We start from the raw sequence: 26,051 nt of genomic DNA on the forward strand, positions 1-26,051 counted from the left end.
GAAGAACCACCTCCGTCGCAGATCCCTTGGGAACCGGGTTGCCCTACCCTTCCTCCCGCTTCGAGCTCTCGGGAACTGGGTGTGTTCTTTCGGGAGGGGCTTGTTTGGGCTCCCACCCCCCCCCCCACCGGAGGACCGAGCTCAGGGCCCCGCCGTCAGCGGTCCAGCACCCCCCGGGTGGCGACGTCGGGCCGCAGGTCCAGCCGTCGCAGCAGCTGCGCGTTGAGCGCCACCACCACGGTGGACAGCGACATCAGCAGCGCGCCGACGGACATCGGCAGCACGAACCCGACGGGGGCGAGCACGCCCGCCGCCAGCGGCACGGACAGCAGGTTGTAGCCCGCCGCCCACCACAGGTTCTGCTTCATCTTGCGGTAGCTGGCCCGCGACAGCTCGATCACGGACAGCACGGACCGGGGATCGTCGCTGGCGAGGATGACGCCGGCCGACGCGATGGCGACGTCCGTGCCGGCGCCGATCGCGATGCCGACGTCCGCCTGCGCGAGCGCGGGGGCGTCGTTGACGCCGTCGCCGACCATCGCGACCCGGTGGCCCTCGGCCTGCAGCCCGGCCACGCGCGCCGACTTGTCCTCCGGCCGCACACCGGCGAAGTACCGGTCGACGCCGAGCTCGTCGGCGACCGAGCGGGCCACCGCCTCGGCATCTCCCGTGATCATCACGACCTGCACGCCCCGCCGGTGCAGGGCCGCGACCGCCTCGGCGGACTCCGGCCGCACCTCGTCCGCGAGCTTCAGCCCGCCGACGACGGCGCCGTCGCGCAGCACGTGCAGGATGATCGCGCCGTCCGCGCGCCAGGCGTCCGCCTGCGGGACCTCGCCGGCGCCCTGCTCCCCGAGCTGCTCCTCGAGGAGGCGCGGGCCCCCGACGCGCACCTCGTGCCCGTCGACCGTCGCGACCACGCCGACGGCGGGGGACGACGCGAAGTCCGTCGCGCGCGGGACGTCGAGGCCGCGGGCCTCGGCCGCCCGGACGATCGCCCGGGCGAGCGGGTGCTCGCTGTCCGCCTCGGCGGACGCGGCGAGCGCGAGGACCGTGTCGGCGTCCACGTCGCCGACCGCCGCGACGTCCGCGACCGTCGGCTCGCCCTTGGTCAGCGTGCCGGTCTTGTCGAACAGGACGGCGTCCACGGTGCGCATGCTCTCCAGCGCCAGGCGGTCCTTGATGAGCACGCCCCCGCGGGCGGCCCGCTCGGTCGCGATGGAGACCACCAGCGGGATGGCCAGGCCCAGCGCGTGGGGGCAGGCGATGACGAGGACGGTGACGGTGCGGACCACGGCGTCGTCCGGCAGCCCGAGAGCCGTCCAGGCGAGGGCGGTGACGACCGCGGCGCCCAGCGCGAACCAGAAGAGCCACCCCGCCGCGCGGTCGGCGAGCCGCTGGGCCCGCGACGACGACGCCTGCGCCTCGGCCACCAGCCGCTGGATGCCGGCGAGCGCGGTGTCGTCGCCGGTCGCCGTGACCTCGACGCGCAGGCCGGAGTCGGTCGCGACCGTGCCGGCGGTGACGGCGTCGCCCACGGTGCGGCCCACGGTGCGCGACTCGCCCGTCACCATCGACTCGTCCATCTCGGCGCGGCCGTCGACCACGCGACCGTCGGCGGGGACGCTGCCGCCCGGCCGCACCAGGACGACGTCGCCCACGCGGAGGTCCGACGGCGACACCGTGACGACCTGCTCGCCCGCCGTGCCCTGCTCGACGCGCTCCGCCTCGTCCGGCAGCAGCGCCGCCAGCGAGTCGAGCGCGGAGGTGGTCTGCGCCAGGGACCGCATCTCGATCCAGTGGCCCAGCAGCATGATGACGACCAGCAGCGCGAGCTCCCACCAGAAGTCGAGCTGGTGGTCGAGCACGCCGACGCTGGCGCCCAGCGACGCGACGAAGGCGACCGTGATCGCCAGGCCGATGAGCAGCATCATCCCGGGCTTGCGGGCCCTGAGCTCCGACACCGCGCCCGTGAGGAACGGCCGACCGCCCCACACGTAGATCACCGTGCCGAGCACCGGCGAGACCCAGTCGACCCACGCCGCGTCCGGGAGCTCGTAGCCGAGCACCATCGCGAACATCGGCGACAGTGCGACGGTCGGCACCGCCAGCGCCAGCATGATCCAGAACAGCCGGCGGAACTGGCCCACGTGATCGCCGTGGCCCGCGTGGCCGCCGTGGCCGGACATGTCATGGCCCGACATGTCATGGCCCGACATGTCATGGCCCGACATGTCGTGGCCGGCGTGCGCGTCGTGGCCCTCGTGCGCGTGGTGGTCGTGCTCCAGGACGCGTGCGGCGTCGGGGCCCCGGTGCCCCGTGTGCTGGTCGTGAGAGGAGTGGTCCACAGCTCGATCCTTGCCTCGGACGGACGGGTTCGCGATCTCGACTGATACCCCCTAGGGGTACCGTCCTGCCGCCAACCATATACCCCCCGCCCGTATTCCGCGACCCCTGACGAGCCGACGTCGCCCCTCCGACCTGCACCGTCACCCTTGCGGCGCTTCTACAACGATGGAAAAATTCCCCGGGCACGCGAACGCTCACTGAGATCCCTCGACGAAGAGGAGCACCATGAACGCCCGCACCGCCTGGACCAGGCTCGCCGCCAGCGCGACCACCGCCGTCACCGCGGCCGCGCTGGTGGTCGGCTCCGCCGCCGTCACCACGACCGCCGCCGCCGCCGACTATCCCGGCCCCGGCGTTGTCACCGGCGACACCGGGGTGCACGACCCCGACGTCGTGCGGAAGCCCGACGGCACCTACCTCGTCGCCGGCACCGGCGAGGGCGTCCGCCTCAAGACGTCCACGGACCGCACGCGCTGGACGGAGGTCGGCGCCGCGTTCCCCGGCGGCACGCCCTGGGCCGACCCGTACACCGGCGGCGGCACGCACCTGTGGGCGCCGGAGATCCACCACGCGAACGGGCAGTACTACCTCTGGTACTCGGCGTCGTCGTTCGGCGTGAACCGGTCCGCGATCTTCCTGGCCACGAGCCCCACCGGCGACCCGGGCACGTGGACGCACCGCGGCAAGGTCGTCGAGTCGAGCACCTCCGACGACTTCAACGCGATCGACCCCGCGCTCGTCGTGGACGGCGACGGCCGGTGGTGGCTGAGCTTCGGCTCGTTCTGGTCGGGCATCAAGATGATCCGCCTCGACCCGGGGTCGGGCCTGCGCTCGGGCTCCGCGTTCCACGCGCTCGCCGAACGCGGCGGCGGCGCGATCGAGGCGCCCACCATCCACCGCCGCGGCGACCACTACTACCTCTACGTGTCGTTCGACGCGTGCTGCCAGGGCGCCGACTCCACCTACCGCGTCATGGTCGGGCGCTCGACGTCGGTCACCGGCCCGTACGTCGACCGCGCCGGCGTCCCCATGACCCAGGGTGGCGGCACGCAGGTGCTCGCCGGGCACGGGTCGATCCACGGGCCCGGCCACCAGACCGTCTTCTCCGACGTCGACGCCGACGTGCTGATGTACCACTACTACGCCGACTCGGGAGCGTCGTTCCTCGGCATCAACCTGCTCGGCTACGACGACGCCGGGTGGCCGTACGTCTACTGACAGCGCCGCCCTCCCCTGCCGAACAGGCGGTTGCGCACGTTCTGACGCCAGAGAACGCGCGCAACCGCCTGTTCGGCGCTGCGGTTCGGGCGCGCGGGGAACAATCGCGGGAGGCGGCGCGTTGGGGCAGGGCCCCGTACACCGTACGAAAGAGGTCTCGTGCCCCAGCCCGCCACCCCGTACCCCTCCGTCACCACCGTCGGTGCCAGCTCCGACACGACCTCCGCCACGACCTCCGCCACGACCTCCGCCACGACCTCCGACGCCGTCGACGACGCCGTCGCGGGCGCGCTCGAGGAGGAGCAGGCCGCCCTCGACGCCGCATGGTCACGACGCGCCACGGTGCTCGACGAGCTGGAGGTCACGCTGACGGCCGCCCGCCCCGAGGACGCCGCCGCCCGCGCCCGGATCGCGCGGCTGCGGGCGCGGCGCGCGGAGCTCCGGGCGGCGGACCACGGCCTGGTCTTCGGCCGGCTCGACGGTGACGACGGCTCGGTGCGGCGGCTCGGCCGCGTCGGGCTGCCCGGCGCCACCGAGGACGACGAGCCGCTGGTCGTGGACTGGCGCGCCGCCGTCGCCCGGCCGTTCTACACGGCGACGCCGGTGGACCCGCAGGGCGTGCGCCGCCGCCGGCACGTGCGCACGCGCGGGCCGGAGGTGGTCGGCGTCGACGACGAGCCGCTCGACGGCGGGCTGGACGACTCCGGCCTGGTCGGCGAGGGAGCGCTGCTCGCCGCGCTGGACGAGCGGCGCACCGGCCGGATGGGCACCGCCGTCGCCACCCTGCAGCGCGAGCAGGACGACGTCGTGCGCGCCGACGCCCGCACCCCGCTGGTGGTGCAGGGCGGCCCGGGCACGGGCAAGACGGTCGTGGCGCTGCACCGCGTCGCCTACCTGCTGTTCGCGCAGCCGCACCTGGCGGAGCGCGGCGTGCTCGTGCTGGGGCCGTCGACGCGCTTCCTCGACTACATCGCCCAGGTGCTCCCGGCGCTCGGGGAGACGGCGGTCGTCTCCGCCACGTGCGACACGCTGGTGCCGGGCGTGCGGCCCACGCGCGCCGAGGGGCGCGACGTCGCGGAGCTCAAGGGTCGGTCGTCGTGGCTCCCCGCGTTGCGCCGGTTCGTCGCGTCGCTCGAGCCGGACGACGGGCCGCTCGCGCTGGCGCTCGACGGCGAGGAGCACGTGCTGTCCGCGGCGCAGCTGGCGGCCGCGCGCCGCGGTGCGGTGGGTGCGGGCTCGTACCACCAGGCCCGCGAGCGCGTGACCGAGCGGGTGCACGAGCTCCTCGTCGACGCCGTCGCCGACCGCCAGGCCGAGCTGCTCGCCCGCGCCGAGGAGGGCTTCGAGGACGTGCTGGGCCAGCTCGACGCCCGCCTGGCCGCCGCCGACGACCGGGCCGTGCCCACCGGTGCGACCGGTTCCGACGTCGACGGCGTGCTGTCCGAGTCCGACCTCGAGGCGCTGCGGGTGCGCGTCGCGGCCGACCGCGGCGTCGCCGCGGCGCTCGACGCGTGGTGGCCGCGCCGCGACCCGGCCGCCGAGCTCGCCCGCCTGCTGCGCGACGCCGACCTCCTGGCCGCGCACGCCACCGACCTCACCGCCGCGGACGTCGCCCGCGTGGTCGCCGAGCCGGCCGGCGGCGAGGACGGCTGGTCGAGCAGCGACGTGCCGCTCCTCGACGCCCTCGCCGACCTGCTCGGCGACCCGCTCGACGGCGCCGGCGACGAGACCGGCGAGGACACCCGCGACGGCGTGTTCGTCGCCGCGCGCGCCGCCGCCCGCCGCGACTGGGCGTACGGCCACGTGGTGGTGGACGAGGCGCAGGAGCTGTCCGGCATGCAGTGGCACATGGTGGTGCGCCGCTGCCCCACCCGGTCCGTCACCGCCGTCGGCGACATCGACCAGGCCTCGTCCGCGCACCGGCAGACCGACTGGGGCGAGGCCGTCGGAGACGCCCTCGGCGACCGCTGGCGGCGGGCCGACCTGACGATCTGCTACCGCACCCCGCGCGAGGTCATGGAGCTGACCGTCCCGGTGCTGCGCCGCGCGGGGAGCCGCAACGCCCCGCCGCGCGCCGTCCGCTCCGCCCCGGTCGCGCCCTGGCGGGCCGAGACCGACGAGCGCACGTGGCCGGCGGTCGTCTCCGACGCCGTCGCCGGGATGGCCGGGCGCTACGCGGGCGGCACGGTCGGCGTCGTCGCGCCCACGACCCGGCTCGCCGCGCTGCGCGACACGCTGCCGGACGGCGTGCCCGTGCTGTCCGCGACCGACGCGAAGGGCCTCGAGTGGGACGCCGCCGTCGTGGTCGACCCGGACGGCATCACGGCCGAGCCGCGCGGCTGGAACGGGCTCTACGTGGCGCTCACCCGGTGCACGCAGGAGCTGGGCCAGATCGCCGTGCTGTGACGGTTCGATGCCGGTTTGCACCCTCTGACCTTCCTCAAATCGCCTGCGTGCGCCCGCGCCCGGCCACGAGGATGACGACGCGACATCAACCGCCGTGAGCCGTGAAGCGAGGAACCCCCATGCGCGTCCTGGTGACCGGAGGCGCCGGGTACGTCGGGTCTCACACGGTGCTCCGGCTGCTCGGGGCCGGGCACGACGTCGTCGTGGTGGACGACTTCTCCCGGGGTGTCCCGGCGGCGCTGGAGCGGGTCGAGATCCTGGCGGGCCGGCCCGTGCCGGTGCACGTCTTCGACGGGGCGGACATCGACGCCCTCGAGCGCCTCTTCGACACCGAGGGCTTCGACGCCGTGCTGCACCTCGCGGGCATCAAGAGCCCGAGCGCCCGCGGCGTCCGCCCGCTGGACAGCTACGAGACCAACCTCGGCACCACCTTCACGCTGCTGCGCTGCATGGCCTGGTACGGCGTCGACCGCCTCGTCGTGTCGTCGTCGGCCGCCGTGTACGGCGAAGGTCGCGACCTGCCGCACGCCGAGGACGCGCCGCTCTCCCCCACCGGCCCGGTCGGCCGCAGCCACGCGATGAACGAGCAGATCCTGCGCGACGTCGTGGCCGACGCCGGCCCCGCCCTGCGGGTGGGCGTCGTGCGGCACTTCTCCGCGGCGGGCGCGCACCCCTCGGGGTCGCTCGGGCCCGACCGGACGGGGGCGTCGGCGAGCCTGCTCACCGCCGTCGCGGAGGCCGCGGCCGGGCTGCGCGACGGGCTCGAGGTGCACGGCGTCGACCACCCGACGCCCGACGGCACGGCCATGCGCGACTACGTGCACGTGGACGACCTCGCCGCCGGGCACGTCGCCGCCCTGGCGGCGCTCGGCGACGCCGAGGAGCAGCTGTCCACCTGGAACCTCGGCAGCGGCCGCCCCACCAGCGTGCTCGAGCTGGTCCGCGCCTTCGAGACCGCCACCGGGCGCACCGTGCCGTACCGCGTCGCCGCCCGCCGGGAGGGCGACGTCTCCGTGTCGTACGCCGACCCCGCCCGCGCGGAGGCCGAGCTCGGCTGGCGTGCCACCCGCGGCGTCGAGGACATCTGCCTCGACCTGTGGCGGTGGCACCAGCGCAACCCCACCGGGTACCCGACGTCCCTCGCGCCGTCCGCCCCGTGGCGCGGCGGCGTCGGCCACCGCCTGCGGCTCGTCTCCGCCGTGCCGGCCGCCGCGGCCTGGTAGCCGTCAGTCCTTCGTGTCGCGGTAGTACCGCAGCGCGCCGGGGTGCAGCTCGACCGGGTCGGTGAAGATCGCCCGCACCCGGTCGAGGTTCGCCGCCGACGGCACCTGCGCCGCGATCTGCGCCCGCGCGTCGAACAGCGTGGACACCAGGGTCTGCGCCTCGGCGTCGGGCATGTCGGCGCGCACCATGAGGAAGTTCGGCACCGCGAGCGTCTCGACCACCCGCGACGACCCGTACATGCCCTCGGGGACGATGCCGTGCCGGTAGCCGCTGCCGTACCGGGAGCGCACCTCCTCGACCAGGTCGCCCAGGGGCACGAGCCGCACCGGCACGTCGTCGGCGAGCGCCGTCAGGCCCGGGGTCCGCAGCCCGCCCGACCAGAAGAACGCGTCGATCTCGCCCGCGCGCAGCGCCTCGATCGAGCCGTCGAGGCCGAGCCTCGCGTCGGTGAGGTCCTCGGTGGGCACGTCCGCCGCCGCGAGCAGCCGGTGGGCGATGAGGGCCGTGCCCGACTGCGGCGCCCCGAGGGAGACGTCCTTGCCCCGGAGGTCGTCGATGCTGCGGATCCGGGAGCTCGCCGGCACCACGAGGTGCAGGAAGTCGTCGTACACGCGGGCCAGGGCACGGACGTCGAGCGGCTCGTCGAACTCGCCCCCGCCCGCGACGGCGTCCCGCGCGGCGTCGGCGGCGCTGAACGCCACCTGCGCCGTGCCGGCGTCGAGGCTCTCGAGGTTCTCCACCGACCCGCCCGACTCGTCGACCGCGACCGGCACGTCGTAACGGTCCTCGAGCACCTGCGCCAGCGCCGTGCCGTACGCGTGGTAGATGCCGGTCGAGCCGCCGGTCGCCACGGTGAGCGCGTCGGGGCGCTGCCCGTCCCAGGGGTCGCCGGCGGTGTCGTCGCCCACGCACGCGGCGAGCACCGGCAGCGCCACGAGCACCGTGACGACCAGCACCGCGAGGCGCGCCGCCGGGGAACGCCCCGCCCTCACGACGTCACCTCCGCGTCGACGGGCGCGCCGCCGACCGCCGTCGGCGCGGGCACGCACAGCCGCACCTCCAGGCCCCCACCGTCCGGCAGGCCCAGCCGCAGCCCGCCGCCGCCCGTGGCGAGCAGCTCCGACGCGATGGCGAGGCCCAGCCCCGAGCCGCGCACCGTGCTGTGACCGGGCGAGCGCCAGAACCGTTCCGCGAGCCGGTCCAGCTCCTCGGGCGGCACGCCCGCGCCGTGGTCGCGCACCACCACCTCGACGGCACCGGTGCCGGGCGTCCCGCCACCGGTCACCGTGACCTCGACGCGGCCGCCGTCGGGCGAGAACTTCACCGCGTTGTCCAGGACGGCGTCGAACGCGCACTCGAGCACGATCGGGTTCAGCTCGGCCCACGCGCCGTCACCCGGGTCGTCGAAGGTCAGCTCGCGCCCGACGGCGAGCAGCCGCCAGCTGTCCACGCGCCGCGCGACGAGGTCGGCGACGTCCAGCGGGTGGGCGCCCGCGGCCAGGTTCGCGTCGTCGGCCAGGAGCAGCAGGGCGTCGAGGATGTGCGCCATGCGGACCGCCTCCGCACGCACGTGCGCCACCTCGGTGGCGTGCTCGGGCGGCGTGGACAGGGCGAGGTCCTCGACGCGCAACATCAGCGCGTTGAGGGGGTTGCGCAGCTCGTGCGACGCGTTCGAGACGAACTCCTGCTGGCGGTGCATGGAGTGCTCCACCTGGGCGGCCATCGCGTTGAACCGGGTGATCACCTCGCGCAGCTCGGGCGGCCCGGTGGACGGCGGGATGCGGGCGTCGAGCCGCCCCCGGCCGATCTCGCCCATCGCGGTGTCGACGGCGCGCACCGGCCGCAGCACCCAGCCCGCGGTGCGGTGCGCGATGACGACCGCCAGCACGCACATGGCCAGCCCGGCCGCGACGAGGATGCCCCAGCTCGACCAGATGCTGCGGGAGATCTCCTCCGCGTCGGACACGGTGACGACGGCGCCCACGAGGTCACCGCCGTCGTACACGGGCTCGGCCACCACCACCCGGTCGGCCTTCCACGGCAGCGAGCTGAGGTCCGCCTCGCCGCGGCGGCCCGCGAGCGCCGCCTGCCGCTCGTCCACCTCCTGCGGGTCGAGCCCGTTGCTGGCCCACGTGGCGCCCGACTGGTCCACGACCGCGGCCGCCACCCCGTACACCTCGCGGTAGCGGTCCAGGTCGCCCTCGACGATCGTCGGGTCGTCGGCGGTCAGCGACTGCCGGGCCGTGATGACCAGGTAGCCCGCGTCCGCGAGCCGGTCGAGGTAGACCTCCTGCTGGTTCGCCCGCGCGACGTTGCCCGCGTACGCGGTGCCGAGCAGCGCCAGCACCAGCACGCAGGGCACGAACAGGATGATCGCCAGGCGGGTCCGCATCGGCCTCTACGCCCCCGTGCCCGCGGGCCCACCGCCGTCGGGCGCCGCCACCCGGTAGCCCACGCCGCGCACGGTCTCCACGACGTCGGGCTCGCCGAGCTTGCGGCGCAGCGACGCGACGTGCACCTCGAGGGTGCGGCCGAGGCCCTTCCAGCTGGAGCCCCACACGTCGCGCAGGATCCGTTCGCGCGTGAGCACCGAGCCCTGCTGGCGCACCAGCAGCGCGAGCAGGTCGAACTCCTTGCGTGTCAGCTCGACGACGGTGCCCACGGCCTCGCCCACCCGGTCGCCCACCGCGCCGGCCGTGCGCCGCACCTCGCGCCGCGCGAGGTCCACCACCAGGCCGCGGACGCGCACGCGCGCGTCGGCGGCCTCGGCGCGGGCGCCGTCCCACTCGCGGCCGCGGCCGCGGCGCATGACGGCGTCGATGCGGGCGAGCACCTCGCGCACGTCGTACGGCTTGGTCACGTAGTCGTCCGCGCCGAGCTCGAGGCCGCGGATGCGCGCGTCGAGCCGGGTGCGCGCCGTGACCATGATGATCGGGGTGTCCGAGACGCGGCGGATGCGGCGGCAGACCTCGAAGCCGTCGATGTCGGGCAGCGACAGGTCGAGCAGCACCATGTCGGTGCGCGGGCTCAGCTCGCGCAGGGCGGAGGCGCCGTCGCGGGCGCGGACCACCTCGTAGCCGTGCCGTCCGAGCACGGACACGAGCGCGCCGGCGACATGGTCGTCGTCCTCGACCACGAGCAGCTGCACGGGACCGTCCCTCCGTCGGGCGCCTGGAGCGCACAGGGTAGCGGAGCACCCGCCGGTCGGTCAGAGCCAGCCCACGCGACGGAAGACGCGGTAGAGCACCACGCAACCGACGGCCATGAGCACGAGCGCGAACGGGTAGCCGAGCAGCCAGTGGAGCTCCGGCATGTGGCGGAAGTTCATGCCGTAGATCCCGGCGACCACCGTGGGGTACACGAGGATCGCCGCCCACGCCGAGATCTTGCGCATGTCCTCGTTCTGCCGCACCGACACCTGGGACAGGTGCACCTGCAGCATGTCGGAGAGCAGGTCGTCGTGCGCGTCGAGGTGCCGGTCGATGCGCTCGACCGTCGACGCCACCCGCTCCAGCGTGCGCCGGTCGGCGACGACGCGGCGCTCGTCGGTGGTGAGCTCCGGCAGCTCCGCCGACACGGGCAGCAGCGCCCGCCGCGCCTCGGTGATCTCCCGCTTGAGGTCGTACAGGCGCTGCACCGGGTCCGCCGTCGTGCGGTCGAAGACGACGCGCTCGGTGTCCGCGACGGCGTCCCCGAGCGCCACCTCCACCTCGGACGCCACGCCCACCAGGCCCAGCACGACGGCGAGCGCCACCCGCTGCGCGCCCGACCCGTGCGTGGGGCCCGGCCCGCGGAGCCGGTCCATCGCGTGCTCGCGCACGCCCGCGCCACCCGCTTCGAACGTCAGCACCGCGTCCGGGCCGGCGAGCACGCCCAGCTCGCCCGTGTGCACCTGCCGGTCGTCCTCCGTGAACCAGACCGTCGGGGTCAGCACCGCCACCCAGTCGTCGTCGAGCCAGCGCACCGCGGCCGCCGGCCGCCTCGGCACGTCCCTCGCGACCACGTGCACCTGCGCGAGCCGCTCCCGCAGCGCCGGGTCGATCTCCTGCGCCGCGGCGAGGAACGCCTCCTTGTCCGTGACGTGCAGCCAGCGCGCCGGGTGGTCGTCGTCCGCGGTCGTCACCGGCGCGCCGTGCGTCCCGACGAACCACTCGCCCGCCCGCGTCCCCTCGTCCGTCACACCCGCATTCTCGGACGAACCTGCCCGAAGGGCGCGGTGGGCGCGTGCCCGGGGCGATCCACGGGCCGCCGACCCGAGCGTCAGGCGGCGGCGGGGACCCCGTCGTCGACCGGACGGGCGGCAGCGGCTCGCGACGCGACGAGCGCCGCGCCGGCTCCGGCGGCGACGAAGATCGCACCCAGCGCGAGCCAGCCGGGGGTGCCGAACCGGATGGGCAGCGCGGTGACGACGACGGGCGCGGCCATGCCGGCGAGCGCGTAGCCGGTCTGCGACAGGCCCTGGTAGGCGCCGGCGCGGCGCGGGTCGGCGAGCTCGAACGCCATGCCCCAGCCGCCGGCCTCGGACAGCACCTCGCCGAGCGAGTGCGCGACGGCGGCGAGCAGCAGCAGCGCGGTCGCGGCGACGAGGCTGCCGTGCCCGGCCGCCGCGTACAGCACGCAGGCGCCGGCCAGCAGGAGGGTGCCGCGACGCACGGCCCGGCCGGCCGCCCGCACCTCGTGCGTGCCGCGGGACGCGCGGACCTGCAGCAGGGCCACCAGCGCCGTGTTGACCACCAGCAGCGCGGACACGACGGCGGTCGGGGCGTCGGTGGTCGCGACCCACAACGGCACGCCCACGGTCATGACGCCGAACTGCATGGCCACGACGGCGTTGAGCACGACGCCGGCGACGTACGTGCGGTCGCGCAGCGGGTGCATCCCGGGCGCGGCCCGGTGCACGGGGTCGGCGGCCGCGGCGGCGTCCGGGGTGTCGGCGACGGGCGCGTCGGCGATCATCCGCGCGGCCAGCTCGGGCACGCGGCGCGGCAGCCGGACGAGCGGCACGACGGCGCCGAGCAGCAGCACCGCCGTCGCGACCATCGCGGTGCGGTAGGCGGACGCGGTGTCCACCAGGAGCGCGACGGCAGCGGCGAGCGTGCCGAGCCCGATGAGCACGTTCGTCACGACGCGCAGCCGGGCGCGGACGTCCACGCGCTCGGGACCGGTGAACCACCGGGCCAGCAGCGCCTGCCGGGCGGTGGACTGCACCCCGCGTCCGGCGCTGACGACGACGGCGACGGCGGTGAAGCTCACCGCGTCGGAGGTGAACGAGTACGCCGCCAGCGCCAGCGCCTGTGCGAGCAGGCCCCACACCTGCACACGGTGCGCGCCGCGCCGGTCCGACCAGCGCCCGGCGAGGTACGACCCGAGCACGCCCGCGCCGCCGGCGATGCCGAGGCCCAGCCCGACGGTGGTCGCGGGCAGCCCGACCACGCGCGTGAAGTACAGGACGGAGACGGTGTAGAAGATCCCCGTCGACGCGGCGAACGCCATGGTCGAGACGGTGAGGGCGCGCGCCACGGGGTCCCGCGGCAGGAGGGTCTGGATCACGGCACCAGTAGGGACCCGTCCGTCCGTACCCGGAACGGATGTAGCGCTGGCCTACATCTATGCTCACACCGTGGGACGGAGCCGCTGATGGGCTGGATGCACTACGAGCTGGCGGGCATGGACCTCGCCGACGTCCGGTTCGCCGTCTCCCCGCTGAACGAGCTGGTGCTGTCGCTGCGCGCGTGGCGCGACCCCGGCCGCTTCCCCGTGCACCTGCCGTGGCTGCGCCGCGTGCAGGAGGCCCGGCCGACCCTCGACGGCGAGATGCTGCTCGCGCTGACCAACGAGGTGATGTGGACGCCGGACTTCCTCACGCCGCGCCCGGGCAGCCCGCTCACCCGCCTCGACGACGAGCTCGCCGGCGTGGCCGGCGTCGACGACGCCGTGGTCGCGCACGACCTCGCCGCGGTGCACCCGGGCGGCCTGCCCGCTCCGCTGCGCGGCCCGCTCCCCCGCGTGCGGCGCCGGATGCTCGACGCGCTCACCGGCTACTGGGACGCCTGCTTCGCGCCCGTCTGGCCGCGGATGCGTGCCGTGCTGCAGGCCGACGTCGTGCACCGCGGCACCGTGATCTCGGCGCGCGGCGCGGGCGCGATGTTCGCCGACCTCTCCCCTCGGGTCTCGTTCGCCGAGGGCGTGGTGAGCGTCCGCCTGGGGACGCTCAGCGGCGAGCACCGCCGCTCCACCACCGGGGCGGGGCTCACGCTCGTGCCCACGCTGTTCACCCGGGCGGCGTCCGCCCCGATCTCGCCGGCCGAGCCGCCGATGATCATGTACGGCGCGCGCGGCACGGGCACGCTGTGGCAGGCGGAGCGGCACGTGGCGGACCGCGCCCTCGTCGCCGTCCTGGGCCGCGTGCGGGCGGGCCTGCTCACCGCGCTGGAGCACCCGGCGTCGTCCACCGAGCTGGCCCGCCGCCTCGACGTGACGACCAGCGCCGTCAACCAGCACCTGCGCGTCCTGCGCGACGCCGGCCTGCTGACGTCGGCCCGCGCCGGCCGCTCCGTGCTGTACCTGCGCTCCGAGGTGGGCGACGCCCTGGCGGGCGGCGGCCGCGAGGCCCGGTGACCCACCCCACAGCCTGAGCTCCCGCATCCCGACAGTTTCCCGACGCCGCGTTGGTATCGTTCCCGACATGACGTCGGCAACTGGTGCCGGCGCGGAAGGGAGCACGATGTTTCTGGCGTGGCGCGAGCTGGTGTTCGCGCGGGCACGGTTCGGCCTGATGGGGGGTGTCGTCGCCCTCGTCGCGATCCTCGTCGTCATCCTCTCGGGGCTGTCCTCGGGGCTAGTGAACGACGGCGTCTCCGGGCTCAAGAAGCTTCCCGTGACGGCGTTCGCCTTCGACGAGGGCACCCCCGTCGACTCGGCGTTCTCCCGCAGCACGGTGGAGCGGGACCAGGGCTCACGGTGGGCCGAGGAGGACGGCGTCGCCGACGCCGCGCTGTTCGGCAACCAGCTCGTCAACGCGGAGGGCCCGGACGGCGAGGCGGTCGACCTGGCCCTCTTCGGCGTCGACCCCGACTCGTTCCTCGCGCCCGCGCCCGACCTCGTCGCGCAGGGCGAAGGTCTCGCGCAGGACGACGGGATCGTCGTCAGCGAGACCGTCACCGACCTCGGGCTCGGGGTCGGCGACACGGTGACGGTCGACCGGCTCGGCACCGAGCTGACGATCGTCGGCGTGCTCGACGGCCAGCACACCTACGGGCACGTGGACGTCGCGTACGTCCCCCTCGCCACCTGGCAGGAGATCCACGCCGGCGCCGGACCCGGCGACGAGGTGCGCCCCGAGGCCTACGACGAGGCGACCGCCGTCGCGCTCGCGGAGTCCGACGGGGCGGACCTCGACCTCGCGGCCGCCGGTGCCGGCACCGGGACCGCCGCCGTGCCCCTCGAGGACTCGTTCGAGGGCTCGCCGGGGTACGCGGCCGAGACCCTCACGCTCGACCTCATCCAGACGTTCCTGTACGCCATCTCCGCCCTCGTGGTCGGCGCGTTCTTCACGGTGTGGACCATCCAGCGCCGGCACGAGATCGCCGTCGCGCGCGCCATGGGCGCCCGCTCGGGCTACCTGGTGCGCGACGCCCTGGGGCAGGCCGCGGTCGTCCTCGTCGGCTCGACCGCGGTGGGCGTCGCCGTCGGCGTCGGGTTCGGCGCGCTCCTGACGTCCACCCCCATGCCGTTCTCGCTCGAGCCCGTGCCGGTGGCGGCCGCCGCCGCGCTGCTGGTCGTGCTCGGCCTCCTCGGCGCGGCCGCCGCCGTCGGCCGCATCGCCCGCGTCGACCCGCTCACCGCCCTCGGAGGACAGCGATGACCCAGCCCGCACCCACCACGACGACCACCGCCACCGCGCGGCCCTCCGCCGCAGGCGACGGCCTCCGCCTGACCGACGTCGTGCTCACCCTCGGCGACGGCGACACCACCGTCGTCGCGCTCGACCACGTCGACCTCGCCGTCCCGGCGGGCGAGCTGCTCGCCGTCGTCGGCCCGTCCGGCGCCGGGAAGTCGAGCCTGCTCGCCGTCGCCGGGGCGCTGACCCGGCCCGACTCCGGCACCGTCCAGGTGGACGGCGTGGACGTCGGCCCCCTCTCCGGCTCCGGTCAGGCCCGGCTGCGGCGCGAGCGGATCGGCTTCGTGTTCCAGTCCGGCAACCTCCTGCCCGCGCTCACCGCCGTCGACCAGCTGCGGTTCGCCCTGCACGCCACGGGGCGCAAGGTCGCAGGCTCTGCGCGGTCGCCGCTCGAGCTCCTGGAGCAGGTCGGCATGGCGCACAAGGCCGGCCGCCGGCCGCACGAGCTGTCCGGCGGCGAGCGCCAGCGCGTCGGCATCGCCCGCGCGCTGGTGACGGCCCCGGCCCTCCTCCTCGTCGACGAGCCGACCGCGGCGCTCGACCGGGCGCGCAGCCATGACGTCGTCGAGCTCCTCGCGGCCGAGACGCACGACCACGGCGTCGCGACCGTGATGGTCACCCACGACCACGACGTCCTGGAGCACTGCGACCGGGTGGTGCGGATGGAGGATGGGAGACTGGTCGACTGACCGTCACGCCCCGGGCCCGCGGGCCCGGGGCACCCGCGAGGAGGAGTGCCCGTGCCGCGCATCAGCGCCCCCACCGTCGTCGAGCACCGCGCGGCGCAGCAGCGGGCGCTCCTCGACGCCGCGCGTGCCCTCCTCGCCGAGACCGGCCGACCGCCCACGTTCGCGGCGCTCGCCGAGCGCTCCGGCCTCGCGCGGCCGAGCATCTACCAGTACTTCCGCTCCGCCGACGACCTCCTGCGCGCGATGGTCGAGGACGTCTTCCCCCGCTGGGCGGCGACGGTCGCGAGGGCCATGGACGACGCCGACGACGACGCCGGCCGGGTCCTCGCCTACGCGCGGACCAACCTCGAGCTCGTGGCCGAGGGCGAGCACGCGCTCGCGACCGCCCTGGCGAGCGCCGGCCCCGCCCCCGCGGTGGCGCAGGGCACGAAGGCCATGCACGGCGAGCTCCTGCGCCCCCTGGTCGACACCCTGCACGCGCTCGAGGTGCCGCACCCCGGCCGCACCGCCGAGCTGGTCAACGCCGTCGTCAACGCCGCGTCGCGGATGCTCGAGTCCGGCGCCCCGTTCGACGAGGTCTGGGGCAGCGTCGAGGAGCTCCTGACGCCGTTCGTCGCCCGGCACGGGCACGGCGGCGCCGCGACCTCCTGAGCCTCAGCCGGTCACGCGCGCCAGGTGCGCGTCGAGCACGTCGAGCGCCCAGCCGGCGTCGGCGTCGGGCTCCTGGCGCACGACGTGCAGCGCGATCCCGTCGACGAGCGCGTGCAGCCCGCGCACCTCGACGTCGGACGGCGGGCCCCCGGCGAGGGTGGCGAGCGCCCGCGCGCACACGTCGCGGATGGCGTCCTGCGCGGCGCGGTGCCCGTCGCGCAGGGCGGGGTCGGTCATGGCCGCGGTCCCGAGGGCCAGGTAGGCCTCCATCTCGGTGCGCCGCTCGGCGTCGAGCGGGAGGAGCTGCGCGAGCACCGCGCGCGACCAGCCGTCGCCCTCCTCGACGGCGTCCACCCGCTCCTGCAACCGTTCCAGCACCAGCGCGACGGCGCGCTCGCGCACGCTGGCCACGGTGGGGAACGTGTAGCGCAGGGAGCTCTGCGGCAGGCCGGCCTCGGCGGCCACGTTGCGGACGGAGAGGGCCTCGAGGCCGTCGCGCACGAGGACGCGCCACGCGGCCTCGGACACCTGGCGGCGGCGTTCGTCACGGTCGAGCTTCTGGGGCACCCGCCCATGTTCGCACAGTCGTGCAAAGTGTGCTAGAACTGTCTTCGCACGATCGTGCGAAGACCTTCCAGCAGATCCCGACCGAGGGGAAGTGAGAGCCGTGGACTGGCTGATCCTCATCGCCGCCGGCGTGATGGAGGCCGTGTGGGCGACCGCGCTGGCCGCGTCGCGCGGCTTCAAGCGCCCGGTGCCGACGACGGTGTTCGTCGTCGGACTGGCCCTGAGCATGTGGGGCCTCGCGCACGCGATGCTCACGATCCCCGTGGGCACCGCCTACGCGGTGTGGGTGGGCATCGGCGCGGTGCTCACCGTGCTGGTCGCCATCGTGCGCGGCGACGAGCGGCTGACGGTCGCGCGCGCCCTGCTGCTGGTCGGCCTGGTCGGGTCGGTCGTGGGACTCAAGGTGGTGAGCTGACATGAGCGCGAAGAACACGAGCACCATCGCCTGGGGCGTGCTGCTGGCCAGCGCCGTCCTCGAGGCGGTCTGGGCCACCGCCCTGCACGCGAGCCGCGGGTTCACCGTGCCCGCCGACACAATCGTCTTCGTCGTCGCCCTGTCGCTGAGCATGCTCGGCCTGGGCTACGCCGCGAAGCACATCCCGATCGGCACCGCCTACGCCATCTGGACGGGCGTCGGCGCCGCGCTGACGGTCGCGTGGGCGATGGTCAGCGGCACGGAGACCGCGTCGCTGCTCAAGGCGCTGTTCCTCGTCGGCATCATCGGCTGCGCCATCGGCCTCAAGGTGGTCGGGCACGACGACGAGGGCGCGGAGGAGCGCGAGGTCAGCGCCGGTGGACCACCTGAGCCGCGGCCTGGTCGCGGGGCATGAGCAGCACCTGGTCGACGTTGACGTGCGCCGGGCGGGTGGCGATCCACGCCACCGTCTCGGCGACGTCCTCGGCCGTGAGCGGCTCGACCCCGGCGTAGACGGCGTCGGCCTTCTCCTGGTCGCCCTTGAAGCGGACCAGGGAGAAGTCGGTGTGCACCATGCCGGGGTCGATCTCGCTGACGCGCACCGGCTGGCCCAGCAGCTCCAGGCGCAGCACCCGGGTCAGCGCGGCCTCGGCGTGCTTGGCCGCGTTGTACCCGGCGCCGCCCTTGTAGGGCTCGCGCCCCGCGATGGAGCCGATGGTGATGACCTGCCCGTCGCCGCTGGCGACCAGGCTCGGCAGCAGCGCCTTCGTGACGCGGACGGTGCCGAGCACGTTGACGTCGTACATGCGCTGCCAGTCGGCGAGGTCGGCGTCGGCCACCGACTCCGTCCCCAGCGCGCCGCCCGCGTTGTTGACGAGCAGGTCGCAGCGTCCGAGCCGCTCGTCGACGGCGGCGGCGAACGCCGCGACGGACGCGTCGTCCGTCACGTCGAGCGGGATCGCCGTGCCGCCGGTCTCGGCCGCCACCTGCTCGAGCCGGTCCATGCGGCGGGCGCCGAGGACCACGTGGAAGCCCGCCGCCGCGAGGGCGCGGGCACTGGCGGCGCCGATCCCGCTACTGGCTCCGGTGACGACGGCGACGCGGGTGGGGACAGGCATGAGGGAGTCTCCTCGGAGCGGGGATGCCGGTCGGCACGGCGTCGACCTCGGGCTCTCCCGATCGTAGTGGCCGACGCCGTGCCGTTCCGTGCCGCGAGCGGACGTCTCAGCCGTTGAACGCAGCCGGGTGCGGCCCGGTGCGACCGTCGCGCTCCAGCCCGTCGATGGCGGCGAGCTCGGCGTCCGTCAGGTCGAAGCCGAAGACGTCGAGGTTCGCGGCGATGCGCGCGGGTGTCACGGACTTGGGGATGACGACACGCCCCTGCTGCAGGTGCCAGCGCAGCACCACCTGGGCGGGCGTCACGCCGTGCGCGCGGGCGGCGTCGACCACGGGCGCGTCGCCCAGGACGGCGCCCTGCGCCAGCGGGCTCCACGCCTCGGTCACCGCGCCGTGGCGGGCGTTCGCGGCGACGGTCGCGCGGTTCTGCAGCGCGGGGTGCAGCTCCACCTGGTTCACGACCGGGGTGCTGCCGCCCAGCGCGGCCACGCGGTCGAGGTGCTCGGGCAGGAAGTTGGAGACCCCGATCGACGTCGTGAGGCCGGCGTCGCGCAGGTCCTCCAGGCCCTGCCAGGCGTCGAGGTAGTCGTCCGTGGCGGGGGTGGGCCAGTGGACGAGGTACAGGTCCACGTGGTCGAGGCCGAGCTTCTCGAGGCTCTCCTCGAGGCCCTCGCGGGCCGCAGCGCGGCCGAGCCTGTCGATCCACAGCTTGGTGGTGACGAACAGCTCGTCGCGGGCGACGCCCGACTCGGCCAGGGCGCGGCCCACGCCGCGCTCGTTGCCGTAGACGGCGGCCGTGTCGATGCTGCGGTAGCCCGCCTGGAGCGCGGCGCTCACCGCGGCCGTGGTCTCGGCGTCGGGCACCTGGAAGACGCCGAAGCCGAGCTGGGGCATGGTGCGGCCGTCGGCGAGCGTGACGGTGGGGACGTTCGCGGTCATGGGAGTGGTCCTTCCGGTGGTGCGGGGCTGAGGTTCAGGAGGGTGGGGTCAGACGGCGGCGGGCGCGAGCTCGCGGTCGGCGTCGCGCGCCGGGGCGAGCTCGCCGCCCCGGGTGCGCACGGCGACCAGGAGGACGCCGAGCCCGGCGACCGTGACGACCGCGCCCACCCAGAGAGGCGAGGTGTAGCCGGCGCCGGCGGCGAGGGCGAGGCCCGCGGCCCACGCGCCGAACGCGTTGCCGACGTTGAACGCGGCGATGTTGGCGCCGGAGCCGAGCGTCGGCGCCGCGTCCGTGTACCGCATGATGCGCGTCTGCAGCGCGGGCACGGTGGCGAAGCCGAAGCCGCCCATGAGCAGCAGGCCGACGACGGTCGCGACCTGGCTCTGCGCCGTGAGCGCGAAGAGGACGAGGACGACGGCCAGCACGGCGATCACGGTGACGAGCGACCGGACGAGGTTGCGGTCGGCGGCCCGGCCGCCCAGCACGTTGCCCGTGACGGTGCCGACGCCGAAGACGACGAGGAGCCACGGGACGGCGGCGCTGCTGAAGCCGCTCACCTCGGTGAGCGTGAACGCGATGTAGCTGAAGGCGCCGAACATGCCGCCGTAGCCGAGCACGGTCACCGCCATGGACAGCCAGACCTGGCGGCCGCGGAAGATGCGGAACTCCGTGAGGACCGACCCGGTGGAGCGGTGCTCCGTGCGCGGCACGAGCACGGCGATGCCGATCAGACCGAGCACGCCGACCGCGGTGACGGCCCAGAACGTGGCCCGCCAGCCCGCCGCCTGGCCGAGGAACGTGCCGAGCGGCACCCCGGCGACGTTCGCGACAGTCAGACCGGCGAACATGATCGAGATGGCGGCCGCGCGACGGTTCGCGGGCACGAGGTCGGCCGCGACGACCGCGCCGATCCCGAAGAACGCGCCGTGGCACAGTGCCGCGACGACCCGGCCGACCATCGTCATGCCGTACGTGGGGGCGACGGCGCACAGCAGGTTGCCGACGATGAACAGGACCATGAGCAGCAGGAGGGCCCGCTTGCGCGGCATGCGGGACAGCGCCGCGGTCATGGCGATGGCTCCGACGGCGACGGACAGGGCGTAGCCGGAGATGAGGTAGCCGGCCACCGGCTCGGTGACGCCGAAGTCGGCGGACACCTCCGGCAGCAGGCCCATGATGACGAACTCGGTGAGTCCGATGCCGAAGCCCCCGAGGGCGAGGGCGTACAGCGCGGCAGGCATCGAGGCCTCCAGGGTGGGGAGCGGGGAACGTTGCGCGTGCACTAGTTGCACGCGCAACGTTCTAGATAGTTGCACACGCGCTATATCGGCGCAAGGCGCTATGCTGTGACCCGGACGACGGGCCGCCACGGGCCCGCGAGGAGGCCGACATGGGAATCGCCGACGACGCCGTCGAGATCCGCGCGCGCGGCTGGCGCACGCTCGCCGCGCTGCACGGGCTGATCGAGACGGACCTGGAGCGCGCGCTGCAGAAGGAGCACCAGCTCTCCGTCGTGGAGTTCACCGTGCTCGACGCGCTGAGCCGCCAGGACGGCTGGCACATGCGCATGCAGCAGCTCGCGCGTGCCGCCGCGCTGTCCAGCAGCGCCACGACGCGCCTCGTCACCCGCCTCGAGGACCGCGGCCTGCTCACGCGCATCCTGTGCGCCGACGACCGCCGCGGCATCTACACCGAGCTCACGCCCGCCGGCCGGGCCCTGCTGACGAAGGCCCGGCCCACGCACGACCGCGCGCTCGAGGACGCCCTCACGCGCGCCGAGAACATCCCGGAGATCGCGCCGCTCGCGTCGTCGCTGCACGAGGTCGCCGCGGTCTGATGGCCCACGGCCCGGGCGTCAGCCCTGCGGCCCGTACAGCCGCACGTCGACGCCGTCGAGCTCCCCGAGCGCGGCCACGATCCGCGGGCGCACCACGCCCCAGTCGAGTCCGCCGAGCCCGGCACCGAGGGCGGGCACAGCGACCGACCGGATCCCGTGCCGCCGGATCACCGCGGCGAGGTCGACGAGGCCGTCGTCGACGAAGGCCAGGCGCGACGCGGAGCGCCAGTGCTCCTTGGTCGGGAAGCTCACGACGAACCGCGGGCCGGAGTCCGCGCCGGTCTCCCACACATGCATCCGCCCCACACGCACCTCACCGGAGCGGCAGGCCTCGCGGTAGTCGTCGAACATCGCCGGGTAGGCGCGGCGGAACTGCAGGGCGAGCCCCTTGCCCATCACGCCGACCGTGTTCACCGCGTTGACCAGCGCGTCGACGTCCGCCGCGAGCAGGTCACCGCTCGCCTCGCTGATCACTGCCCGTCCCGTCACCCGCCCAGGGTGCCAGCAGGGACCGACAGCGATCTCAGGCGCCGCGCGGGAGTCCCGCGGTGGCGAGCAGGTCCTCGTGCAGCTCCATCCACACCCCGTGGACGGAGGCCGTGCCCAGGCCGGCCACGCGCGCGCCGTCGCCGGCCCGCGCCGCGGCCAGGGCGTCGTCGAGCCGCAGGTCGTAGCCGGCGAAGCGGGCGAGCTCGCCCGCGAGCCCGGCGAGCACCGGGCGCACGCCGTCGACGACGTCGGCGAGCTCGGCGAGCACGCGGCCGTCCCACGACGCGTCCCGGTGGTCGTTGACGTCGAGCCGGCCGCCGTCCGCGGGCCGCAGCTGCCAGTCGGTGCACGCCCTGAGCAGCCGGGCGTTCAGCGGGTCGAACGCGGTGACCGCCTCGCGCACGACGGCGGCGGCACGGCCGGTCGGGTCGGCGGCCAGCTCGGCGGCGAGGCGGCGCTCGTCCTCGGCCCGCCCGCGCCCGGTGAGGGACCAGCCGCCGGTCCCGGCGAACTCCGCCCAGGTCACGTGCCCGAACGCCTCGAGGTCCAGCAGCAGCTCGCGGGCGACCTCCGCCGCGAGCCCCGACCGCTCGGCCACGGCCCCGTCGTCCGCCGTGCCCCGCACGCGGACGGCGTGCAGCACGAGGAACTCGGGCTCCGACGCACGGCTCACGGCGACTCCCCCGCACCGGCGGACCGTGCGACGAGCCGGTCGAGCCGCTGCTGCACGGCCTGCGGGGAGCCGAGACCCAGCGCCGACGCCATCCGCCCCCACGTGTGCCCGGCGGCGCGGGCGGAGAAGAGCGCCGCCGTCTCGAGCTGTTCCGCCTCGGCGCGCGCGGCGGGCACGAGCGCCAGGGCGGCGAGCGCCCCGGCGGCGTCCTGCTCGGGCGTGAGCTCCCCGCGCGCGGACCGCCACAGGTAGTGGCGCACGAGGTCCGTCGCCGACGGCGGCACGGACGCCGGCTGCCACGGCCGCGGCGCGAGCGCGTCGGCACCCAGGTCGAGCAGCACGCGGCGGGCGCCGGCCTCGGCGCGCGCGGCGCCCTCGTCGGCGTCGTGAGGCTTGCGGTCCATGCGGAGACCGTGCACCATCAACGAACTGTTGTCAACGATATGTTGAGCAGCGCCGACGTCGGTCCCTGCGTGCCGCCGTCGGTGAGCTCGCGAACGACGTCCAGGGACGGAGGTGCGGCGTGGAGCCTGTCGTGCCGCTCGACGACGCGGCCCCGGCGCACGGCGGCAAGGCCGCCGCGCTCGGCGTGCTGCGGCGGGCCGGGCTGCCGGTGCCGGACGGCTTCGTCGTCCCGGCCTCCCTCGACGGTGACGGCCTCGTCGCCGCCGTCGACGGTGCGCTCGACACGCTCGGGCGACACGCGCCCGTGGCGGTGCGGTCGTCGGCGTCGGACGAGGACGGCGCCCGCGCGTCGGCTGCCGGGCAGTACGCCACGGTGCTCGGCGCCGTCGGCACGGACCGCGTCGTCGAGGCGGTCCGAGCCTGTCGCGCGTCGGCGGCGGGCCCGCGCGCCACGGCCTACCGGTCCGCGACGTCCGGCCTGCACACCCCTGCCGACGTCTCGGTCGTCGTGCAGCGGCTGGTCGACGCGCGCGCGGCGGGCGTGCTGTTCACGGGCGACGGGCGCGCCGTCGTCGAGGCCTCGTGGGGGCTGGGCGAGAGCGTGGTGCAGGGCGCCGTCGGCCCCGACCGCTGGACCGTCGCCGACGGCCGCGTCGTCGAGCACCGCACCGGCGACAAGCGCACCCGCGTCGACCGCGCGCGTACCGGACCGGGCGCCGGCACGACCACCCGCGACGTCCCGGCGTCGGAGCGTGACCGCCCCTGCCTCGACGACGACACCGTGCTGCGCCTCGCCGCGCTCGGACAGCGGGTCGCCGACCTGCGCGGCGGGCCGCAGGACGTCGAGTGGGCGGTGGACGACGCGGGCACGGTCTGGCTCCTCCAGGCCCGACCCGTCACCGCGGCCCTCCCCGAGCCGCCCGCGGAGCGTGGTGGGCGCGCAGACGTGCTGCGGGGCACGGGGGCCAGCGGCGGCCGGGCGAGCGGGCCGGCGCGGGTGGTGCACGGACCGGACGGCTTCGCCGCCGTGCAGCCCGGCGACGTGCTCGTGTGCCGCGAGACGGACCCCGCGTGGACGCCCCTGTTCGGCGTCGTCGCCGCCGTCGTCACGGAGACGGGCGGGCTGCTGTCGCACGCGGCGATCGTCGCGCGCGAGCTGCGGCTGCCCGCCGTGCTCGGCGTGCCCGCCGCGACCGATGTCCTGCGCGATGCCCCGACGGTGACGGTCGACGGCGACACGGGCACGGTCGCGACCCCCTGACCTGGACACGGGCTGGACGCCCCGTGGACGCGCTCGCCCGCTCGTGGAAGCATCCGGCCATGACGACGACGGCGTCCCCTCGGGGCACCTCCACGGGGGCAGGGCGGCCCGTCGAGCACGCCCTCGGCCCGTTCCCGCCCGACCGCCCGCCGGCGGCGTGGGGACTGCGCGTGCTGGCGACGCTGCTCGACTCCGCGATCGTGGCGGCGGTGGTCTTCCTCGCGACGGGCGCCGCGCCGACGCTCGCCGCGCTCCCCGGCCTGGGCAAGCCCGGCGGGACCGGCGGCGCGGCCTGGACGGCCGGCACCCTGCTGGCGCTCGGGATCCTCCAGGCGTACACGGGCGCGACGCCGGGCAAGCGGGTGGCGCACGTCGCGGTGGTCGACGACCGCACCGGCCGCCCGATCGGGCTGCTCGGAACGGTGCTGCGCTGGTTCGCGCACATGCTCGACGCGATCCTGCTGATCGGCTACCTGCGCTCCGCGTTCCGGAAGGACGGCCGCACCTTCGCCGACTCGCTGCTCGGCACCGTCGCCGTCCGCACCACGGCGCCCCCGGCGCATCCGCTCGTGGCCCGGCTGCGGGCCTCCCGCGACCGGCACGCGCCCTGGCTGCGCTGGCCGCGACCCGTCACCGGCGGCGTCGCACTCGTGCTGTGCGCGGCAGCAGCCGCGGCGAGCCTCGTGGCGGGCACGGGCTCGCAGACCGAGGGTCCCGTCGCCATCGGGGTGTGCGAGTACACGGACGAGAGCGTCGACGTCACCGCGTCGGCGACGATCGTCGCGCAGCGCACGGAGAGCTGGGAGTCACGGCTGGGCATCCGCCGCAACGGGACGGCGACGTGGCGCCTCGGCGCGCGGTGGACCGTGCCCGCGGCCTGGCCGACGCAGCCCACCGGCACCCCCACGCTCGAGGCCCGCGCCGCCGACGACGAGCCCGCCACGACCGCCACCGACGACGGCGACGCGGTCTGGGCCGACGAAACCTGGCCGGAGGCGTCGCAGGACACGGCCGGCGGCACCCCGACGACGCTCCGGTCGGAGACCCTCGTGAGCCACGACGACCTCGCCGACGGGTGGGTCTCGACCTCCCTCGCCGAGGTCGGGGAGTGCGGCGCGGGACTCGCTCGCCCGCTCGACGCCGACCCCGCCCCCTGACGCGACGTCAGGGCCGGAACGTCGTCTGCCCGTGCGGCGACTTGGCGAACGCGAGCACCTTGTCGACCACCACGCGGTAGACGAGCGCGCGCTGGCCGTGCGGGTCGAAGGACTCGTCGTCGTTCTCGAAGTCCCAGGCGTCGCCGTACTTGGCGCGGAAGCCGTCGGCCAGCCGACGCAGCTCGGGGCCGCCGGTGGCGCGGACGACGACGCCCTCCACGACGACGTCGAGGCCGGCGTCCCACTCCGGGGTCCCGATCGTCACGGCGACGTGCGGGCTGTGTGCGAGGTTGTGGGCCTTCTGCTCGCCGGGACCGGTGCAGAAGACGAAGCCGTCGTCGGTCCACAGCCCGACGAGGGGCGTGACGTGCGGGCGGCCGTCCGCCCGGACCGTGGACAGCCAGAACACCTCCGCCCGCGTCAGCACGGCAACCGTCTCCGACCACGGACGGGCGGTCGCGTCCTTGTCGCTGTAGCCGGGGTGCAGCTCGGCGATGGGCTGGTGTCCGGACACGGTGACCTCCTCCTGAGCGGGTCCTGAAAGGGATCGTGCCTGCGAAGTGTGGACCGCGCACCCGCTCCGAATTCATCGGTGCGGGGCTAGGCTCGGAAAGCTGGAAAGTGATCGGGCGGCGAGCAGGAGAGCACGGAATGACGACGGTGCCGGGGCGCAGAAGCAGTACGTTCACCAGACTGCTGCGGCACGGTTTCACCGACCCGTCCGCCGCTGAGGGGGGGTGGGAGAGGGTGGATC

General features: G+C 75.4%; 26 protein-coding genes. 12 read left to right on the forward strand and 14 right to left on the reverse strand.

Features of this window, described 5'->3' with window-relative positions; genetic code table 11:
- Positions 1 to 155: 155 nt before the first annotated feature.
- A complete protein-coding gene (locus ACFVS0_RS20850) occupies positions 156 to 2,234 on the reverse strand; it encodes a heavy metal translocating P-type ATPase (protein ID WP_430589032.1) in 2,079 nt (692 codons plus the stop codon).
- Between the two features lie 340 nt (positions 2,235 to 2,574).
- Here ACFVS0_RS20850 and ACFVS0_RS20855 point away from each other — a divergent pair, with 340 nt between their 5' ends.
- The 3 genes from ACFVS0_RS20855 to galE all read left to right on the forward strand — a co-directional run bounded on the left by ACFVS0_RS20855 (position 2,575) and on the right by galE (position 7,196).
- Positions 2,575 to 3,567: an arabinan endo-1,5-alpha-L-arabinosidase gene (locus ACFVS0_RS20855; protein ID WP_430589018.1), complete on the forward strand. Its 993-nt coding sequence runs from the start codon at positions 2,575 to 2,577 to the stop codon at positions 3,565 to 3,567.
- 159 nt (positions 3,568 to 3,726) lie between these two features.
- Positions 3,727 to 5,973, forward strand: a complete 2,247-nt coding sequence (locus ACFVS0_RS20860; protein WP_430589019.1) for a HelD family protein — start codon at positions 3,727 to 3,729, stop codon at positions 5,971 to 5,973.
- Between the two features lie 119 nt (positions 5,974 to 6,092).
- The gene (gene galE / locus ACFVS0_RS20865) at positions 6,093 to 7,196 is read left to right on the forward strand and encodes a UDP-glucose 4-epimerase GalE (RefSeq protein WP_430564913.1); all 1,104 of its coding nucleotides are present in this window, start codon (positions 6,093 to 6,095) and stop codon (positions 7,194 to 7,196) included.
- Between the two features lie 3 nt (positions 7,197 to 7,199).
- Here the strand turns inward: galE and ACFVS0_RS20870 are convergent, their stop codons facing one another.
- The 5 genes from ACFVS0_RS20870 to ACFVS0_RS20890 form a co-directional block, all read right to left on the reverse strand.
- The gene (locus ACFVS0_RS20870; RefSeq protein ID WP_430564914.1) at positions 7,200 to 8,189 is read right to left on the reverse strand and encodes a TAXI family TRAP transporter solute-binding subunit; all 990 of its coding nucleotides are present in this window, start codon (positions 8,187 to 8,189) and stop codon (positions 7,200 to 7,202) included.
- Positions 8,186 to 9,589: an ATP-binding protein gene (locus tag ACFVS0_RS20875; RefSeq protein ID WP_430589020.1), complete on the reverse strand. Its 1,404-nt coding sequence runs from the start codon at positions 9,587 to 9,589 to the stop codon at positions 8,186 to 8,188. Before ACFVS0_RS20875 ends, ACFVS0_RS20870 begins: the two co-directional genes overlap by 4 nt.
- Before the next feature lie 6 nt (positions 9,590 to 9,595).
- Positions 9,596 to 10,345 carry a response regulator transcription factor gene (locus ACFVS0_RS20880; RefSeq protein WP_430549215.1) on the reverse strand — a complete coding sequence of 250 codons (750 nt, stop codon included), beginning with the start codon at positions 10,343 to 10,345 and terminating at the stop codon, positions 9,596 to 9,598.
- Positions 10,346 to 10,405: 60 nt separating this feature from the next.
- Complete coding sequence (locus ACFVS0_RS20885; protein ID WP_430549216.1) at positions 10,406 to 11,377, reverse strand: CorA family divalent cation transporter; 972 nt, start codon at positions 11,375 to 11,377, stop codon at positions 10,406 to 10,408.
- An 80-nt stretch (positions 11,378 to 11,457) separates the two neighbouring features.
- Entirely contained in the window at positions 11,458 to 12,747 is a 1,290-nt protein-coding gene (locus tag ACFVS0_RS20890; RefSeq protein ID WP_430589021.1) for an MFS transporter, read from the reverse strand.
- A gap of 87 nt (positions 12,748 to 12,834) precedes the next feature.
- Between ACFVS0_RS20890 and ACFVS0_RS20895 the strand changes: the two genes are divergently transcribed.
- The 4 genes from ACFVS0_RS20895 (at position 12,835) to ACFVS0_RS20910 (ending at position 16,437) form a co-directional block, all read left to right on the forward strand.
- A complete protein-coding gene (locus ACFVS0_RS20895; protein WP_430589022.1) occupies positions 12,835 to 13,815 on the forward strand; it encodes a DUF5937 family protein in 981 nt (326 codons plus the stop codon).
- A gap of 67 nt (positions 13,816 to 13,882) precedes the next feature.
- Positions 13,883 to 15,061 (forward strand): ABC transporter permease, encoded by a 1,179-nt coding sequence (locus ACFVS0_RS20900; protein WP_430589023.1) that lies wholly within the window; start codon positions 13,883 to 13,885, stop codon positions 15,059 to 15,061.
- A complete protein-coding gene (locus ACFVS0_RS20905) occupies positions 15,058 to 15,786 on the forward strand; it encodes an ABC transporter ATP-binding protein (protein WP_430549220.1) in 729 nt (242 codons plus the stop codon). The genes ACFVS0_RS20900 and ACFVS0_RS20905 overlap by 4 nt, the downstream gene beginning before the upstream one ends.
- A gap of 51 nt (positions 15,787 to 15,837) precedes the next feature.
- Complete coding sequence (locus ACFVS0_RS20910) at positions 15,838 to 16,437, forward strand: TetR/AcrR family transcriptional regulator (RefSeq protein WP_430549221.1); 600 nt, start codon at positions 15,838 to 15,840, stop codon at positions 16,435 to 16,437.
- Between the two features lie 3 nt (positions 16,438 to 16,440).
- Here ACFVS0_RS20910 and ACFVS0_RS20915 read toward each other — a convergent pair whose 3' ends face one another.
- Positions 16,441 to 17,004 (reverse strand): TetR/AcrR family transcriptional regulator, encoded by a 564-nt coding sequence (locus ACFVS0_RS20915; protein WP_430589024.1) that lies wholly within the window; start codon positions 17,002 to 17,004, stop codon positions 16,441 to 16,443.
- Positions 17,005 to 17,104: 100 nt separating this feature from the next.
- Between ACFVS0_RS20915 and ACFVS0_RS20920 the strand changes: the two genes are divergently transcribed.
- Positions 17,105 to 17,419 (forward strand): DMT family transporter, encoded by a 315-nt coding sequence (locus tag ACFVS0_RS20920; RefSeq protein WP_430549223.1) that lies wholly within the window; start codon positions 17,105 to 17,107, stop codon positions 17,417 to 17,419.
- Position 17,420: 1 nt separating this feature from the next.
- Complete coding sequence (locus tag ACFVS0_RS20925; RefSeq protein ID WP_430549224.1) at positions 17,421 to 17,834, forward strand: DMT family transporter; 414 nt, start codon at positions 17,421 to 17,423, stop codon at positions 17,832 to 17,834.
- Here the strand turns inward: ACFVS0_RS20925 and ACFVS0_RS20930 are convergent.
- The 3 genes from ACFVS0_RS20930 to ACFVS0_RS20940 form a co-directional block, all read right to left on the reverse strand.
- On the reverse strand, positions 17,788 to 18,537 hold the full coding sequence (locus ACFVS0_RS20930; protein WP_430589025.1) for an SDR family NAD(P)-dependent oxidoreductase: 750 nt from the start codon (positions 18,535 to 18,537) through the stop codon (positions 17,788 to 17,790). The two genes, ACFVS0_RS20925 and ACFVS0_RS20930, sit on opposite strands and share 47 nt — an antisense overlap.
- Positions 18,538 to 18,643: 106 nt before the next feature.
- A complete protein-coding gene (locus tag ACFVS0_RS20935; protein WP_430589026.1) occupies positions 18,644 to 19,474 on the reverse strand; it encodes an aldo/keto reductase in 831 nt (276 codons plus the stop codon).
- A gap of 48 nt (positions 19,475 to 19,522) precedes the next feature.
- Entirely contained in the window at positions 19,523 to 20,716 is a 1,194-nt protein-coding gene (locus ACFVS0_RS20940; protein ID WP_430584343.1) for an MFS transporter, read from the reverse strand.
- A gap of 149 nt (positions 20,717 to 20,865) precedes the next feature.
- Here ACFVS0_RS20940 and ACFVS0_RS20945 point away from each other — a divergent pair, with 149 nt between their 5' ends.
- Positions 20,866 to 21,312: a MarR family winged helix-turn-helix transcriptional regulator gene (locus ACFVS0_RS20945; RefSeq protein ID WP_430564925.1), complete on the forward strand. Its 447-nt coding sequence runs from the start codon at positions 20,866 to 20,868 to the stop codon at positions 21,310 to 21,312.
- 18 nt (positions 21,313 to 21,330) lie between these two features.
- Here ACFVS0_RS20945 and ACFVS0_RS20950 read toward each other — a convergent pair whose 3' ends face one another.
- Genes ACFVS0_RS20950 through ACFVS0_RS20960 form a run of 3 tightly spaced genes read right to left on the reverse strand, consistent with a single transcriptional unit; the run spans position 21,331 to position 22,878 of the window.
- Complete coding sequence (locus ACFVS0_RS20950) at positions 21,331 to 21,801, reverse strand: macro domain-containing protein (RefSeq protein ID WP_430564926.1); 471 nt, start codon at positions 21,799 to 21,801, stop codon at positions 21,331 to 21,333.
- Between the two features lie 34 nt (positions 21,802 to 21,835).
- Complete coding sequence (locus tag ACFVS0_RS20955; RefSeq protein WP_430589027.1) at positions 21,836 to 22,474, reverse strand: transcriptional regulator; 639 nt, start codon at positions 22,472 to 22,474, stop codon at positions 21,836 to 21,838.
- Entirely contained in the window at positions 22,471 to 22,878 is a 408-nt protein-coding gene (locus ACFVS0_RS20960; protein ID WP_430549231.1) for a DNA-binding protein, read from the reverse strand. The genes ACFVS0_RS20955 and ACFVS0_RS20960 overlap by 4 nt, the downstream gene beginning before the upstream one ends.
- 119 nt (positions 22,879 to 22,997) lie before the next feature.
- On the opposite strand from ACFVS0_RS20960, the gene ACFVS0_RS20965 reads away from it, so the two are divergent.
- Positions 22,998 to 24,140, forward strand: a complete 1,143-nt coding sequence (locus tag ACFVS0_RS20965) for a PEP/pyruvate-binding domain-containing protein (protein WP_430589028.1) — start codon at positions 22,998 to 23,000, stop codon at positions 24,138 to 24,140.
- A 59-nt stretch (positions 24,141 to 24,199) separates the two neighbouring features.
- The gene (locus tag ACFVS0_RS20970; RefSeq protein WP_430589029.1) at positions 24,200 to 25,297 is read left to right on the forward strand and encodes an RDD family protein; all 1,098 of its coding nucleotides are present in this window, start codon (positions 24,200 to 24,202) and stop codon (positions 25,295 to 25,297) included.
- A 7-nt stretch (positions 25,298 to 25,304) separates the two neighbouring features.
- Here the strand turns inward: ACFVS0_RS20970 and ACFVS0_RS20975 are convergent, their stop codons facing one another.
- Complete coding sequence (locus tag ACFVS0_RS20975; RefSeq protein ID WP_430589030.1) at positions 25,305 to 25,811, reverse strand: pyridoxamine 5'-phosphate oxidase family protein; 507 nt, start codon at positions 25,809 to 25,811, stop codon at positions 25,305 to 25,307.
- Between the last annotated feature and the right edge of the window lie 240 nt (positions 25,812 to 26,051).

This window comes from Isoptericola sp. NPDC058082, from assembly GCF_042885055.1.
Lineage (GTDB): Bacteria > Actinomycetota > Actinomycetes > Actinomycetales > Cellulomonadaceae > Isoptericola.